Genomic DNA, 14,712 nt, shown 5'->3' on the forward strand with positions numbered 1-14,712 from the left:
TACCCCCCCTTCCATCTCTCTGGGCTATTTTGGCATTATTATAGCTATTACATTTTGTCTTTGTGAAATTGTGATCAGATAAGATCACATTAAATTGAGATGATCGTATCCTAATTCCGTTAAAATTCGTCCGCGCGGTGTACGCTGCAGCAAGCCGCACTGTATAAGATAGGGTTCAATGACTTCTTCTAAAGTATCTTTCTGTTCTGAAAGCGCTGCAGCTAAGGTTTCGACACCTGCAGGGCCGCCCTTATAGAACTCTGCTAAGTAATGCAGATAGCGACGGTCCTGAGCATCTAATCCTAAGGGATCAACCCCCAACCGATTAAGAGCTGTTCTCGTTAGTTCCAGCATGATTCTTTCATCGCCTGAAACCGCAGCAAAATCCCGAACGCGCCTAATTAAACGGCCAGCAATACGCGGTGTTCCTCGTGCTCTAGAAGCAATTTCTGCCGCAGCTTTTTCTTCAATCTCCCACCCCAAAAGAAAGGCACTGCGAGTAATGATCTTCTTTAGTTCGTCAAGGGTATAAAATTGTAATCTGAGAGGAATACCAAACCGCTCTCGTAAGGGCTGTGTTAATAAGCCAGAACGTGTAGTTGCCCCAATTAGAGTGAACGGAGGAAGATCAATCTGTATCGAGCGAGCTGAGGGCCCTTCACCGATCATTAAATCAAGTTTAAAGTCCTCCATTGCCGGATACAGAACTTCTTCGATGGCAGGATTGAGGCGATGTATTTCATCAATAAACAATACATCGTGCGGCTGTAAATTCGTCAAAATAGCAGCCAGGTCCCCTGCTCTTGCAATAATAGGTCCAGAGGTGGAGCGAAAATTGACCCCCATCTCTTTAGCAATAATCTGGGCTAACGTTGTCTTCCCCAGTCCCGGCGGCCCATAAAGCAAGACATGGTCTAAAGCCTCACTCCTTGTCTTTGCCGCATTGATAAAGATTTTAAGGTTTTGGCGAACCTCTTCTTGCCCTGTAAACTCTAATAGTTTTTCCGGGCGCAAAGAATGATTTAAAGAATCTTCCCTATTTTCATCTAACGATACAAGCCGCTCTTCCATTAAGCTGCTCCATTAATTTTTGAGGCCAATAAACTTAAGGCTTTGCGAATAAGCGCTGCTGTCGGGGCGCCAATCCCTTCTTCTTCAATAGCCCGCGCTACTGCCGGCGCTGCCTCATTCTTTTTATAGCCCAGATTTTCCAATGCTGACAAGACATCTTGGGCATTCCCGCTTACTGCCCCCGGTTGAGCACTAGCTCCGACCGTCAGTTCGATGCCTTTAACTTTGTCTCTCAGCTCAGTGACCAGGCGAGAAGCGAGTTTAGGCCCGACCCCATCAGCACGACATATAAGCGTCTTGTCGCCACCCTGAATGGCTTGAATGAGCTCAGATGGGGTTAAGGCGGACAACAGAGCCAAAGCAACCCGCGCTCCTACCCCCTGAACGGTAATCAATTTATCAAACCATTCTTGTTCTTCTAGAGTAGCAAAGCCATATAAAATCGGTTGCTCTTGTCGAACAAGCATCTGTATATTTAAAGAGACAGCTTCCCCTAGAGGCGGCAACAAGACCATTGTCTTATTAGAAACATAGACTCTATAGCAAACCCCCTGTACATCGAGAATTACCCAATCTAATCCTGCTGCATCTAAAATACCTTTAAGCTTTGCTATCATTGAGGGTTCTGGCCATTTGTTCGTATTAAACGTGTCACATTCCGGGCTACATCTTCCGCTAAAGAAATAGCGGTACGAGTATCGGCGGCTTGGTCCGCATTACGCGTAATAAACTCATCCGCAGCTATAGCTGGATATGAGGTTGTAATCTCACTGGTATAAGCACCGAAATTCTTACCTTTTTCTTTGAGAGTATATTGAGCAGCTAATGTGGTCTGGCTTCGGGTTATAGTGGCGTCCTGCTCGTAGCTTGCGGCACTTTTGGTTTCGGTTAGTACCACATTTAACTGATACTCTCGCTCATTAATCCGAGGAATAATAGCAAGCTGTTTTTCAAGTTCTCGACGGAATTTATAGGCTGTGTACCCATTACCCTTAACGTTTATACAAATAGCTTGGCTCTGCGATTTATCACCGCAATACATGGGGGCAAAGTTACAACTAACCGTAAAAACGGCCAACGATAATAAAGCACAGAGGTAAACCCAACTCCTTTTATTGAATGGCATAATTTCGTTCTCCCTCTTGCTTATAAATGGTCTCAGACAACAATGTTGACAATCCGATTAGGCACCACAATTGTTTTCCTGATAGATTTGCCCTCAAGTTCACGTTGAACCGTTACTAAAGCTTTTGCTTGGTGGAGCAAGCTTTCTTGATCACTATCGACAGCCGTCTGGAAGCTTCCGCGCATTTTTCCATTAACCTGGACAGCAATTGTGACTTCACTCTTAGTAGCAAGCTTAGGATCAGCAACTGGCCAAGCTGCCTCTAAGATATTTGAGGAATTATTGATCTGTTCCCACATTTCACTTGTTAAGTGCGGAATAAGAGGATTTAGCCCCATTATTAAGATTTTAGCGGTTTCCATAAGGGCTTCTCCTGTCACCGTCGCCTCTTGGCAAGCCTCCTCTAGAGACCGGGTCAGTTCCCGAGCAAAGGCAATAACCTTATTGAATCCGTTCCGCTCATAACCCTGAGCAAATTTTTCAATGGTTTGGTGAGCAACTTTGCGCAAAGCTAAGGAGGCCTCTGCTTGACCAGGACGATCCTTATTCTCCGCGACCGTTTGCAAGACTCGCCATAGACGGTTCAGATATCGCCAAGCTCCTTCCAACCCCTCATCACTCCACTCGAAATCTTTCTCAGGCGGTGTATCCGACATGACAAACAAACGAACAGCATCGACGCCATAGGTGTCGATCATTTCTTTGGGATCAACCACATTCTTTTTAGATTTACTCATTTTCTCAGCACGGCCGACCATAACAGGTTGACCATCCTTAGTTGAGATATATTGGTTCTCAGAGAGTTTTGTTACTTCGTGGGGAAACAACCACTGGCCATCGCTACTTTTAAAAGAGTTATGGCAAACCATACCTTGGGTCAATAAATTCTTAAATGGCTCATTAAGACTTATATAGCCACAATCTCTCAAAGCCTTGGTAAAGAAGCGAGAATACAGCAAATGTAAAACAGCATGCTCAATTCCGCCAATGTAAGCATCCACCTGCATCCAATGCTCAACAGCTTCTTTATTGATGGGAGCCTCAGCGTGCGGATCACAAAAACGCAAGAAATACCACGAGGATTCAAAGAAAGTATCGAGGGTATCGGTCTCGCGAGTTGCCTTGGCGCTGCAGCTAGGACAGGTCGTATGCTTCCAGGTGGGATGATATTCTAAGGGGTTACCCGTCTGGTCGAAAGTTACATCCATTGGCAGCTTAACAGGCAAGTCCTTCTCAGGAACCGGCACAATTCCACACTCATCACAGTAAATAATGGGGATGGGACAACCCCAGTAGCGCTGACGCGAAACTGACCAGTCTCTTAAGCGGAAAGTAATTTGTCTTTGACCGATGCCTAAGGCTTCTAATTCTTCAATGGCTCGCTTGCGAGCGGAAAGCACATCTAGCCCATCTAAGAAGCCCGAATTGACCATGACCCCGGGCCCGGTATAAACGCCGCTGACTTCAACAGCTTCACCTAGAGGCCGTACCACATAACGAATCGGCAGATTATATTTCTGAGCAAAGTCAAAATCTCGCTCATCATGGGCAGGACAGGCAAAAATCGCGCCTGTTCCATAATCCATTAAGACAAAATTTGCTACATAAACCGGCAGAGTTGCCCCCTCAATAAAGGGATGCTTAACCTTTAGGCCAGTATCATACCCTTGCTTTTCCACCGTGCTTAGAGCTTCTTCGGTGGTTGGAGTGCGCTGGCACTCTTCAATAAAGGTTAGAAGTTTAGAGTCGGCTTGGGCCAGCTTGTCAGCAATGGGGTGAGTCGGCGCAATGGCGCAGAATGCAGCACCAAAAAGGGTTTCAGGACGCGTGGTGAAAACAGACAAAGCATCAGGATGACCCTCAATTTCAAAGTTAATAAGCGCCCCTTCCGACCGTCCAATCCAGTTCTCCTGCATCTTGACAACTTTTTCAGGCCAGCCTGTTAAGGTTGCTAGATCATCGAGCAACTCTTGAGCATAATCGGTGATCTTTAAAGACCATTGCATTAATTTACGCTTCTCGACAATCGCTCCAGAACGCCAGCCTCTGCCGCTGATGACTTGTTCATTCGCTAATACACAGTGATCGACCGGATCCCAGTTAACCCATGATTCACGACGATAAGCAATACCACGCTTATAAAACTCTAAAAAGAATTTTTGTTCTTGGCCGTAGTAATCGGGCAAGCATGTAGCCAATTCATGACCCCAATCAAAGGAAATGCTCAGCATTTTAAATTGCTTTTTCATTTCTTGAATGTTCTCAAGGGTCCACTTTTCCGGGCAAACACCGCCTTGGATTGCTGCATTTTCTGCTGGCAAACCAAAAGCATCCCATCCCATCGGATGTAAGACGTCATATCCCTGAAGACGCTTAAGTCGAGCAATTGCATCACCAATGGCATAGTTTCGCACATGTCCCATATGCAGCTTTCCTGAGGGATAAGGGAACATTTCCAAAACATAGCTTTTTGGACGTTGAGAAGGCTGGGGAGTTTTATAAGATTGATTCTGCTCCCAGATTTGTTGCCACTTAGTCTCGATCTCGCGGAATGGATATGACATTATCTTACTTCTTACCTTGCTGTTTTTACTTTAAGCTCGCGTGCTCTGGTCAAGATTAAATCTTCAATTGTCCGCGCCTGTCTCGGATCGGAAATTACATTTACCCATTCACCCGATTTCTTGACCTGTTTTGTGATGGTAACGTGTAAAGCATCAGCCCTCAGGACGCGATCTGTAATTCGGGCGGTAACCTTAATTCTTTCATTAGGTCGATCTGTGGTCGTATACCAGTCTGTCGTAATTACTCCTCCTGCATAATCAGAAGTAAGGGAAGATATAGACGACAATACGCTGAGGGCAGCTTGCCATAAATGATAGTTAACATTTGCGGAGCCACCAGCTTGATTAGGATCATATTTTTTAGAGGCACCAAATAGAAGGATATCGTCTCCCATTAGTTTACCGTATCCTTGCTTGCGAGCATCATCTCTCCCCACCGGAGCTTCTTGATCAGAAGTTGGAGAGTAATCTCCTGAGCAACCACACAAAAGAATTGAACCACAAACAAAACTCAGTACAATACGTTTCACTATAACGCTCCTCAGCATATCTTATATTTTTATCATAGAGGCTTCCCCGTCAAAGGTGAAGGGACTCTACTATTCATTAAAGTAGCCTTATTGTAACCATAACTGGCAGGATTGCCAAGTAAGATTGAGACGGCTGACAGGAGATAAATTTTATGACTTTCTAACAGCCCCTGATGAGATAAAATCTTCTCATTAATATTGAAAAGACGAGTAGTTTTGTGCTTAAGTCTTGAGAGAATCAGGGAAAGCACCAATCTTATTAAGTGGGTTTAAACGAAAGAATTGACTGTTGGCTTTGGCAGAGGCATTTAAAAGCAAGGTCATAAAAGAGACTTTATGACCTATTTTTTATGTTGTGAAACAATTTTTTAGAATTCTCCTGCTTAGGAAGCAAGTAAATTATTTTTCACCAAATAAGTCTCAACAGTTTCTTTGACACCGCCCAGCAGCTTATTGAAATTAGCATCCGTCTCTTTGATATCCATGATAGTTTGGCTTAAAGATTTCAGATACAGGAAAGTTGTCATCTGGAAACGGCATTTTAGGACGTCGTGCAATTGCGTCCCTAAACGGGCATCGCTGACCAGCACTTTGCCAAAATCTTCTAAGTGTTCCCCTAAGGCCGTAATATGGCTTTTCCAAGAGCTCTGCTCTAATTTCAACCGATTCAAAAGTTCAATATTGACCAATTTCCGATAAGAATAAGCAGCAGCTAAGATGAAATCACTTTTAGCCAAATAGCTAACAACTGAATGCCACGCCTCTTCAGGGCTTACCTCGAGAATCTCTGTTAAAGGACGCGATTGTTTTTTAAGGTGATTGAGATTAGGGGTTTCCTCTGGCGCCTCTATTCCTTCAAGAATATGTTGAAATAAATCAACAAAATTGTTATTGGAGGCTAAGATATGAGGGTGCTCAAGCTGTTCACCTTCGACAGCAGCCGCCATACTGGTATTTAATGTACACCCGGCGGCTAGGATTAGAATTAACAGGCAACTGGAGGCTATTTTGCGTAAGAAATATGATGGCATTCCGGTCCTCTTTGAGTAGATGATTAACGACATCACAGCTAAAACTTTAGAGCTGTTCATTAAGATTCACGCCCACATCTTAGAGATAATCTCTTAAGCATTAGTAAATGAGCCCAAAATAATTAGGATAAACTTTCCTCAAAGGATTTCCGTCTCAAAATATTTTATTGAACTTTATACTTAAATAACCACATAGAAGTAGTAGCGCTTAAATATAAAGAATTTCTTAAGGAGAATAATGTGTCAAAATTAAGCCGTCTTTTACTAGCAACCCTATTGGCGGTCCCACCGTTAATGGCTATGGAGCTTGAAGAGGATCGCAACACCTCCGATCAGAACATTGGATGGAACAATCTCGTGACAGAGCTCCAAGCCCACCTTATCGGTCAGCTTGATGGGAGAGATACCGTCAGGGTTGGCCTGGTAAGCAAAGAACTTTATACTCTCGCAAATGATGACATCGCCTGGAAACAGCGCGTTAATCAGAATTTTCCAAATTATCACGGGGAACCACCAGCTGGAGAATCGTGGAAAGGGATATATAAAGCAATCAAGAAACTTCATGATGATTATAAACAGTACTTTGTGATGCATCCTGAAATACACATCTTTGTAATGACTCCAGAGATTTCTGCTCTCCCCTCAATCTGGAAGCGGTCATTCCTCTCAGAATCAAATCAGTTTTCATCGATGATCAAGATATTGTTTCATTACCACCCAGTATAGAAAAACTCACCCATATTACAAGTTTGGATCTTAGCAGTAATAAAATTCAGATCCTTTCTGAGGGGATAAGTAAGTTAATAGAGCTGGAACACCTTGATCTGAGCGACAATCAATTGCAAGCTCTTCCTGAAGGCCTCAGTAATTTAAAAAAGTTGAAGAAACTCGACCTTTCGGAGAACCCCCTAGCCTCTGTTTCCGTGATTAAATATCTTGAAACCGCCCCTAAAGGATTAGCAGTAACTATCTCTAAAGATTTAGTTAATGAAATAAAAGCAAGTAAGAATTACAAAGAAATTATTAGTAGATGCCATATTCGGTATCTATTGGATGGATAGTAGTAAAGAACATAAAACAAAAAATTGTCAAATTTATCAAGGAGCCAAGCCTCTCTTATTTAGGACTCAGCTCCAAAACTTTTTTAAAACGGAATTCATTTTAATGGCACTGAGCCTATTATTTTGGATAGGATGGCTATCTTCACTACTTCCCCCTACTAAAGCGCCTGCCCTTGGCTTTCGCACTGGCGACGCTAAGCGAATTCTTAGAAGGCATTACTTCTGGCAGATCGCTCTCTGAGGAGCATCACACCATTTAAGACCTTACAATCTACCATCCATTTAAATGAGAGTTCCATAAACGGTCATGACGGCTTAAGGGGGCCTTTGAGGCTTGGTTATCCATAGTATTGGTGCTAGCGCAAGCTGATAAAACTAAGGGGACGTTAAGTAAGAGGGCAATAACAAGAGCTGTTCTCATAGCAACCTCCTGATTTAGCACTTACATTAGAAAAAATTAGGTCTACTTATTTATTAGTCAAGCCCCCCTTAAGAAATAATTAACTTTTAAGGCAGATCGTAGGCAGCAATCCACAAGAAAAGCATTTAAGACGATTATCTCTCCCAAAGAAAAAGGGAGGCCAATAGCCTCCCCTCCTAAAGAGCTCATCTTTCTGGTTTAACTTACATGCTTCTTGGAGCCTAGGTTATACAGGATATAACCAAACGCCGCAAAAGCAAGGGTCCCCAGAATAGCTGCCGTTTGAGCAAAACTATCATCAACTAAGGCAAACACGCTTGTACTCTGATAGGCCGCAAATGGGATGGCTAAGAATATGCCAATCATTGCATCGCCTGCAATCATACCGGCGCTAAAGAGGAGACTTTTACGTTCAGAGGCATTAAAGGCCCTGTCGCGAGTCTCGAGTGAGTCTGAGGCGACTTTGCGCGTTAAGCTGCGGCGAGCAAAATAACTAATCACGCCACCAATAATGATCGGCAAAGTCACATCCATCGGCAGATAAATCCCCAGCGCAATCGCTAATGCAGAAAGGCGATACTCAGAAGCGCGAGGAGCGAGAATGAGTCGGTCAATTAACACCATAACTAATCCAATCCCTGCCCCCATTAGCACCAGCTCCCAATCAAGTTTATTCTCGAAAATTCCTTGAGCGACACTGGCCATCAACGTAGCTTGGGGAGCTGCCAGAGATTTAGTGGTATCCATCCCTTCACGGGGGAAGACGCCACCAATTCCATAAGCATCGAATAACAACTGCAGGATCGGAGCAACAACCGCTGCACCAGCCACAACGCCAATAATAAGGGTTAATTGCTGCTTCCAGGGGGTGGCGCCGACGAGCTGACCTGATTTTAGGTCCTGTAAATTATCACAGCTTAAGGAGGCAGCTGCTGCGACCACGCCGCCAATAAAGATGACAACAGCGGCGAGCGACAATACTTCTTTAGACGCGACCCCAAAGGTAATTTCATGACCAAGGAAAGTAAGCAGCAAGAAACTAACCAGGAGAATAGCACCAATGGTAATACCTGACAGAGGATTAGCTGAAGAGCCAACAATGCCTGCCATATAGCCACCAATGGAGGCACAAATAAATCCGATCACGAGAGCCGCAACAGTTAAGAATACTAAGGTTAAACCATAGGTGAATGTTGACAACGGCAAGTTAGCCGCCCCCATGACATGATTAAACAGCAGCATGATCGGAATAGATAGCAATAAAGTACCACCAATAACCCAAGTCATTGGAATATCATACTCCGTACGAATAGGTTTCTCAGCTAAACCTTGACGGGCCAGTTTCATGGCAGCAAAGGAAGAAAGAACAGCCGCTTTAATAGGCTTTACAAGATTAAAGATGGCATAGATTCCACCAAATACCATCGTCCCAACACCGATATAACGGATTTTGGTGCCCTTAATGGCCATGGCGAAGTCTTGTGCTGAGACACTGGCATCCAAGCCGAATGCTTCAGGTCCGCCAAAATAAGCATAGAGTGGAACGATAACGCCCCAAGCAATCAAAGCCCCAATTAATAAGTTAATAGCGACTTTGAGTCCGACAATGTAGCCGGCGCCCACCATCGCTAAAGACAACCCATTACTAAACCCGAATACGCTTCCGCCTATTTTAAACCAACCGGAGATCGATTCACTCATAACCTGAAAGCCGCTTTGCAGAAACTTCATAATACTGGCACCGATGGCTCCGCCTAGAAGCAGGCCTGCACCGCCCCTGGCCTCGTTTTCATTTTTACTGGCGCCAGCTTTTAATACTTCGGCAGTGGCTACCCCTTCAGGAAAGGTTAGACCGCCTTCAACGATAAGGGCACGGCGTAAAGGCACAGAGAAAAGCACGCCCAAAATCCCGCCAATAACTGCCACCATGGTAATCTGCCAGTAATCTAAGGTTTGCCAGTATTGCAACACTAATAAAGCGGGTATAGTGAAAATGGTACTAGCAGCGATGACTTCCCCAGCAGACGCTATGGTCTGAACAATATTGTTTTCAAGAATGGTCGAATTTTTGAATAGACGTAATACTGCCATCGAAATAACGGCAGCGGGAATAGATGCTGAAATAGTTTGCCCCATCTTTAAGCCTAGATAAGCATTTGAACCTGCTAGAATAATGGCTAAGATAATGCCCAGAATAATTGCTTTTAGCGTTGTTTCAGGAACATTTTCAGAAGATTTTATAAAGGGGACAACTGGTCCTTGTTGTTGTGGTTCCATGGATTCACTCTTTCGTGCGAGATTTGCATTCGACATGAATTAACCTTTCTTTAACTTACTGTTAATTCTACGTTAGCTGACTAAACCCATAAACTCTAACAAATATTTCATCTTTAACCAAGGTTAATCGTTATTTTTTTTATAAAAATTCCCTAGATAGAGAAAGAAGATTAGTCATAAGATTATTTTGAACAGTAAAAAATTATATATCCTCTCCCTACAAGGCTGCAATAACAAGAGCTCATTATATTTGCATTGCCTCCTGCTATAAAAGCCTAATAACGTATTATTTTTTCTCGTCGTGATAAAGTAAGGTCTCATGCTACGAAGCAAATAACATCAATTTCATCTTAAAAAACAAGGAACTAGAAAAAATGAAAGCTTTTCTAATCTTTATGACGTGTCTGTCAGCAAATGGGCAAGAACCCGCGCAACTGGACGCCATTTTCAGCCCTCCTTCCCCTACAATGGTCGACTCTTCCTCACCAAAGTCTATTGCGTCAATTTTTACCTCCCATCTATCTATCATTTCTGCCACTCCCTTACCCCCCAATTATTTTACATCCTCCATCTCAGACTCACAATCTCAAGGGCTCCAAAAAGCAGTCTATGATTATTTTCACAACACCCTTTTTAAAGAAGCGTATTCACGTAATTTAGCAACTTATCTACAGGAAGCTAAGGAAGCAGCGCTTGAGGTAGAAGAAGGTGAAGGAAATGAATCACAGCCAGAAGAGCCTCAAGTCATGAAACTATCTAAGGATACGAATAGATTCGGTAAATATTTTTATGATATCGCTACAGGGCTTATTGATAGAGAGCTAAAAAACAAGCGAATCAGTTGTGAGACTCCAACCCAAAAATTACAAATCATAGAGAAAATGTATGAATACCTTTTGCAACACGTCATTCCTGTGGCTGAAGACCTCATTCAATGGTACGACAATGATAAAAGAAAGCAGCAGTATAAGTCGCTAGTAAGTTTAATAACTAACAGATTTAAATGCCTTCAAGATCAGTACCCTCGACTTACCATCGAGATTCAAGGAGAGGCCAATCGTCTTTTAAACAGCACAGAGGCTGCTTTAAAGGAGAACAAAGTTTCCTACCCTATTTTTGAAGCAGAAATCAAAGGTCATATTAAATTCTTTGAAGGTCAAATTAGAATAAAATATAAAGAATTTAAGAAAAGAAAGAACGCTCGTATCAAGAAATTGATAAATTAGTAAGAGGATCTCTTATCTCTACGCTCCTCAAATTAAGCTGCCAAATGCTTAGGGTTAGGCGGTAACCATGTAAATGTCGGCTACTATTAACCCTCCTTACATTTTAGGCTTGCTGATTGAGGAGTGAAATTGTATTTTCTGAGTAATAATTCTAATAGGTATTTAAAATGGATATATTATCCACGGTATTTCTTCAAGGGACGCAATTTTATACTATTGTTCTTATCGCTGTTGTGGGGTTGGTTTTTATTGACCGCCGTATCTTCATGCGCGCCTTAGTCATTACCTTATTCAGTATGATCGTTAATGCCTGTCTAAAATTAATATTTAAGATTCCTCTTAAAAGCCATCTGGGAAAAGGGTGGTATGCTTTTCCAAGTGGACACGCCAACACCTCGACCACCTTTTATGGGTACCTTGTTTCCCAGTTCAAGAACATATTGGTAACCCTAATAGGAATTATTGTGATAGGGGGTATCTGCTGGGCTTTGATACATAACAATTTCCATGATTGGAGCGATGTGCTAGCTGCAGTGGGCGTAGCCGTATTATTGCTTACTATTTTCCATTTTGTAGAAAGGTCACGACTATTTAAGGATAACTTTATGCTTTTGGCCCTCCTCATAACGGGTGTGGCGGTAAGCTTGGAACAATTTTTGCCTTCTATCGTTACCCATACCGCCATTCCCATTGGGGCATTGTTTGGTATCAGCATTACGACTGTTTTAGAAAAGATGTTTGGCTATCGGGGCATCAATCCAATTGTTGACTTCTTAATTATCATGCTAGGCATTATTGGTCTGGATATTTTATTTACAAAGTTACATCTCACTAACTATACTTATCAAGTTATGAAATTCGCGCTTATCAGTTTTTGGGCTACCTACAGCCCGCATATTCTAACTCAATTAAGAAGATAGACTATTATGGTTGCTCTACCAATTATTCATCGCCATAAAACGCATATGGTGCGTGTGGGAGATATTAACATTGGCGGCGAGGCTGCGGTGGTTGTTCAATCCATGACAAACACCGACACTGCTGATATTGCTGCTAGTGTCCAGCAAGTCAAGGAGCTAGCTGATGCGGGATCGGAAATTGTTCGTCTCACGGTGAACACTGAAGCCGCCGCCCGGGCTATGCCTGAGATTAAGAATCAACTACTTAAAGAGGGGTATACCACTCCTTTAGTTGGTTGCTTTCATTATAATGGCCATCGCTTATTAAATGACATCCCGGATTGTGCAGTTGCTTTAGATAAATACCGAATTAATCCAGGGAATGTGGGGTTCGGCGAGAAAAGATCACAACAATTCGAAATGATGATTGAGAAAGCCATTCAGTATAATAAGGCGGTACGAATTGGCGTTAATTGGGGAAGTTTAGATCAAGATTTATCAGCTACCTTGATGGACGAAAATGCGAAGCGTGCTACCCCTTTACCTGCAGAAAATATTCTACGAGAAGCCTTAGTCCAATCGGCATTAAATAATGCCCTTCTGGCCGAGTCCATTGGGCTTCAACCCGCTCAAATTATTCTTTCCTGCAAAGTTAGCCGCCCCCAAGACCTGGTGGCTGTTTATACAGAACTTGCAAACCGCAGTAAATATGCACTTCATTTAGGACTAACAGAGGCTGGAATCGGCTATAAAGGAATCGTTGCCACCACAGCTGCCTTATCGGTTCTGCTGCAGCAAGGAATTGGCGATACTATTCGTGCCTCTTTAACGCCGCGCCCAGGTGAACCACGTACGACTGAAGTGGCCGTATGCTGCGAGATTCTTCAATCTCTTGGATTGAGAGCCTTTAGCCCTCAAGTCACTGCCTGTCCCGGCTGCGGCAGAACCACGAGCAGTTATTTTCAATCCCTAGCTGATCAAATTCAGACTTATCTCCATCAGCAAATGCCGATCTGGCGAGGACAATATCCCGGCGTTGAAACCTTGAAGGTGGCAGTAATGGGATGCATTGTAAACGGACCTGGAGAAAGCAAGCACGCTGACATTGGCATCAGCTTACCTGGAACAGGGGAATCCCCGGTAGCTCCTGTATTTATTGACGGTCAGAAAGCTTATACCCTGAGAGGAGATAGGATCGCTGAAGAATTTATGGAAATCTTGACTACCTATGTTGTAACCCGTTTTAACACAGCACTGTCATCCGAGACAGGGCTAACGGTATAAGCCTATAATTTCTAATAGGTACCCTATTTAGAATTATTAAAGTGTGGGATAATATAGAGTTATAATGAACTGCGCCTTAGGGAACTTAACTCTGAATTTCACCGCGATTTTTTAATTCTCAAGTCGTGGTATGAAAAGAACTTATAGAACCTGTTAGAAAGATAAAATGATATTTGAACCCTCCGCCTTTATTCAAGGTTTTGCAGCGAGTGCTGGCTTAATTATCGCCATTGGCGCCCAAAATGCGTTCATTTTAAAGCAAGCAATTTTAAGAAATCATGTTCTTGCTATGGCTATCTTATGTTCCCTTATTGATGCCTGTTTGATTCTATGTGGAGTCTTTGGCTTTGCTACACTCCTTGAATCTAGCCCAATATTAATGCAAATTGCCAAATGGGGTGGTTTTGCCTTTCTTGGATATTACGGATTTCGGTCATTTAGGAATGTATTTACTTCCCATGCGATAGAGATGGGTAATGCGACCCATAAACCATCCTTAAAAAAAATTATTTCGTTAACTTTAGCCTTTAGTCTTCTCAATCCCCATGTTTATTTAGATACAGTTGTTCTTTTAGGAAGTATTAGCTCTCAGTTTAGTGATGCACAGCAGCCCTCTTTTGCTGTCGGCGCTATGCTCGCTTCCTTTGTATGGTTTTTCAGCTTATGCTACGGCGCCCGTTTCTTTGCCCCTCTATTCACAAGACCTCAAGCCTGGAAGATTTTAGATTTTATTGTGGGTTGCTTGATGTGGATCATTGCTATCGCTCTTATAACCTAATCTCGAGCATCCGAAGTTGCTTGGATGAGCGGTAAATATATTTCCGCGCCCAGGAAACGGGATAGCCTTTTATTTCTCTAGTGCCTTTCAAACCAGAAGTTTTACCCCTTTAATGCTTAAGAGTGTAAAAGCAGTAAGAATTATAAAAATTATCTTTTGTTTTTTCCTCTTAAAAATTATAGCCTACTCCTCATTTATAAAAAGAAATAAAATATTTTTTTAATTTACATTTAATAAGGTGGGTAATAGGAGTAAATATTTAATAATCTTAAAAAGTTTAACAAGCGTACTGTTGCTGGCTAGTTTTTCCAGCATTATTGCCATAGAAGCCTCAGAGGACCATCACAATTTTTCCGAAGAGCAACCAAATACTCGTAAGGAAGATAAAGGCAGTTTAGGAAAATAGAAGGTGAAGAAAGCCTTCAGAGTACTTCTCCACAAAAA

General features: G+C 42.7%; 14 protein-coding genes. 6 read left to right on the plus strand and 8 right to left on the minus strand.

All coding sequences use genetic code 11. The annotated features are described in order from the left end of the window. Nucleotides 1-84: 84 nt before the first annotated feature. From ruvB to HMO_RS0105790, 6 genes are all read right to left on the minus strand, one after another. The gene (ruvB, locus tag HMO_RS0105765) at nucleotides 85-1,071 is read right to left on the minus strand and encodes a Holliday junction branch migration DNA helicase RuvB (RefSeq protein ID WP_010299908.1); all 987 of its coding nucleotides are present in this window, start codon (nucleotides 1,069-1,071) and stop codon (nucleotides 85-87) included. Next, the gene (gene ruvA, locus HMO_RS0105770; RefSeq protein ID WP_010299910.1) at nucleotides 1,071-1,688 is read right to left on the minus strand and encodes a Holliday junction branch migration protein RuvA; all 618 of its coding nucleotides are present in this window, start codon (nucleotides 1,686-1,688) and stop codon (nucleotides 1,071-1,073) included. The genes ruvB and ruvA overlap by 1 nt, the downstream gene beginning before the upstream one ends. Further along, a complete protein-coding gene (locus tag HMO_RS0105775; protein WP_010299912.1) occupies nucleotides 1,685-2,197 on the minus strand; it encodes a hypothetical protein in 513 nt (170 codons plus the stop codon). Before HMO_RS0105775 ends, ruvA begins: the two co-directional genes overlap by 4 nt. Nucleotides 2,198-2,229: 32 nt before the next feature. Further along, on the minus strand, nucleotides 2,230-4,761 hold the full coding sequence (gene leuS / locus HMO_RS0105780; RefSeq protein ID WP_010299913.1) for a leucine--tRNA ligase: 2,532 nt from the start codon (nucleotides 4,759-4,761) through the stop codon (nucleotides 2,230-2,232). Between the two features lie 11 nt (nucleotides 4,762-4,772). Further along, the gene (locus HMO_RS15515; RefSeq protein ID WP_010299915.1) at nucleotides 4,773-5,291 is read right to left on the minus strand and encodes a DUF3576 domain-containing protein; all 519 of its coding nucleotides are present in this window, start codon (nucleotides 5,289-5,291) and stop codon (nucleotides 4,773-4,775) included. A gap of 383 nt (nucleotides 5,292-5,674) precedes the next feature. Beyond that, on the minus strand, nucleotides 5,675-6,322 hold the full coding sequence (locus HMO_RS0105790; RefSeq protein WP_010299917.1) for a hypothetical protein: 648 nt from the start codon (nucleotides 6,320-6,322) through the stop codon (nucleotides 5,675-5,677). Nucleotides 6,323-6,562: 240 nt separating this feature from the next. Here HMO_RS0105790 and HMO_RS0105795 point away from each other — a divergent pair, with 240 nt between their 5' ends. Together HMO_RS0105795 and HMO_RS17640 are read left to right on the plus strand one after the other, a co-directional pair. Next, the gene (locus tag HMO_RS0105795; RefSeq protein WP_010299919.1) at nucleotides 6,563-7,048 is read left to right on the plus strand and encodes an F-box protein; all 486 of its coding nucleotides are present in this window, start codon (nucleotides 6,563-6,565) and stop codon (nucleotides 7,046-7,048) included. Continuing rightward, nucleotides 7,045-7,383, plus strand: a complete 339-nt coding sequence (locus tag HMO_RS17640; RefSeq protein WP_425358517.1) for a leucine-rich repeat domain-containing protein — start codon at nucleotides 7,045-7,047, stop codon at nucleotides 7,381-7,383. Before HMO_RS0105795 ends, HMO_RS17640 begins: the two co-directional genes overlap by 4 nt. 271 nt (nucleotides 7,384-7,654) lie before the next feature. Here HMO_RS17640 and HMO_RS17000 read toward each other — a convergent pair whose 3' ends face one another. Beyond that, nucleotides 7,655-7,804 carry a hypothetical protein gene (locus HMO_RS17000; RefSeq protein ID WP_010299925.1) on the minus strand — a complete coding sequence of 50 codons (150 nt, stop codon included), beginning with the start codon at nucleotides 7,802-7,804 and terminating at the stop codon, nucleotides 7,655-7,657. Nucleotides 7,805-8,002: 198 nt separating this feature from the next. Continuing rightward, entirely contained in the window at nucleotides 8,003-10,117 is a 2,115-nt protein-coding gene (locus HMO_RS0105820) for an OPT family oligopeptide transporter (RefSeq protein ID WP_217490991.1), read from the minus strand. Nucleotides 10,118-10,455: 338 nt separating this feature from the next. Between HMO_RS0105820 and HMO_RS0105825 the strand changes: the two genes are divergently transcribed. The 4 genes from HMO_RS0105825 (at nucleotide 10,456) to HMO_RS0105840 (ending at nucleotide 14,268) form a co-directional block, all read left to right on the plus strand. Further along, nucleotides 10,456-11,307, plus strand: coding sequence for a hypothetical protein (locus tag HMO_RS0105825; RefSeq protein WP_010299931.1), 852 nt, complete (start codon nucleotides 10,456-10,458; stop codon nucleotides 11,305-11,307). A 167-nt stretch (nucleotides 11,308-11,474) separates the two neighbouring features. Further along, the gene (locus HMO_RS13955; protein WP_010299933.1) at nucleotides 11,475-12,227 is read left to right on the plus strand and encodes a phosphatase PAP2 family protein; all 753 of its coding nucleotides are present in this window, start codon (nucleotides 11,475-11,477) and stop codon (nucleotides 12,225-12,227) included. Nucleotides 12,228-12,233: 6 nt separating this feature from the next. After that, nucleotides 12,234-13,490, plus strand: a complete 1,257-nt coding sequence (gene ispG / locus HMO_RS0105835) for a flavodoxin-dependent (E)-4-hydroxy-3-methylbut-2-enyl-diphosphate synthase (protein ID WP_010299935.1) — start codon at nucleotides 12,234-12,236, stop codon at nucleotides 13,488-13,490. Nucleotides 13,491-13,656: 166 nt separating this feature from the next. Further along, nucleotides 13,657-14,268 carry a LysE/ArgO family amino acid transporter gene (locus HMO_RS0105840; RefSeq protein ID WP_010299937.1) on the plus strand — a complete coding sequence of 204 codons (612 nt, stop codon included), beginning with the start codon at nucleotides 13,657-13,659 and terminating at the stop codon, nucleotides 14,266-14,268. Nucleotides 14,269-14,712: the final 444 nt, after the last annotated feature.

Source organism: Candidatus Odyssella thessalonicensis L13 (assembly GCF_000190415.1).
GTDB classification, from domain to species: Bacteria; Pseudomonadota; Alphaproteobacteria; order Paracaedibacterales; family Paracaedibacteraceae; genus Paracaedibacter; species Paracaedibacter thessalonicensis.

Excerpts from the sequence above, each read along its gene's own strand:
- ruvB (WP_010299908.1), bottom strand. The coding sequence starts at position 1,071 with ATGGAAGAGCGGCTTGTATCGTTAGATGAAAATAGGGAAGATTCTTTA.
- ruvA (WP_010299910.1), bottom strand. The coding sequence starts at position 1,688 with ATGATAGCAAAGCTTAAAGGTATTTTAGATGCAGCAGGATTAGATTGG.
- HMO_RS0105775 (WP_010299912.1), bottom strand. The coding sequence starts at position 2,197 with ATGCCATTCAATAAAAGGAGTTGGGTTTACCTCTGTGCTTTATTATCG.
- leuS (WP_010299913.1), bottom strand. The coding sequence starts at position 4,761 with ATGTCATATCCATTCCGCGAGATCGAGACTAAGTGGCAACAAATCTGG.
- HMO_RS0105790 (WP_010299917.1), bottom strand. The coding sequence starts at position 6,322 with ATGCCATCATATTTCTTACGCAAAATAGCCTCCAGTTGCCTGTTAATT.
- HMO_RS17000 (WP_010299925.1), bottom strand. The coding sequence starts at position 7,804 with ATGAGAACAGCTCTTGTTATTGCCCTCTTACTTAACGTCCCCTTAGTT.
- HMO_RS0105820 (WP_217490991.1), bottom strand. The coding sequence starts at position 10,117 with ATGTCGAATGCAAATCTCGCACGAAAGAGTGAATCCATGGAACCACAA.
- HMO_RS0105825 (WP_010299931.1), top strand. The coding sequence starts at position 10,456 with ATGAAAGCTTTTCTAATCTTTATGACGTGTCTGTCAGCAAATGGGCAA.
- HMO_RS13955 (WP_010299933.1), top strand. The coding sequence starts at position 11,475 with ATGGATATATTATCCACGGTATTTCTTCAAGGGACGCAATTTTATACT.
- ispG (WP_010299935.1), top strand. The coding sequence starts at position 12,234 with ATGGTTGCTCTACCAATTATTCATCGCCATAAAACGCATATGGTGCGT.
- HMO_RS0105840 (WP_010299937.1), top strand. The coding sequence starts at position 13,657 with ATGATATTTGAACCCTCCGCCTTTATTCAAGGTTTTGCAGCGAGTGCT.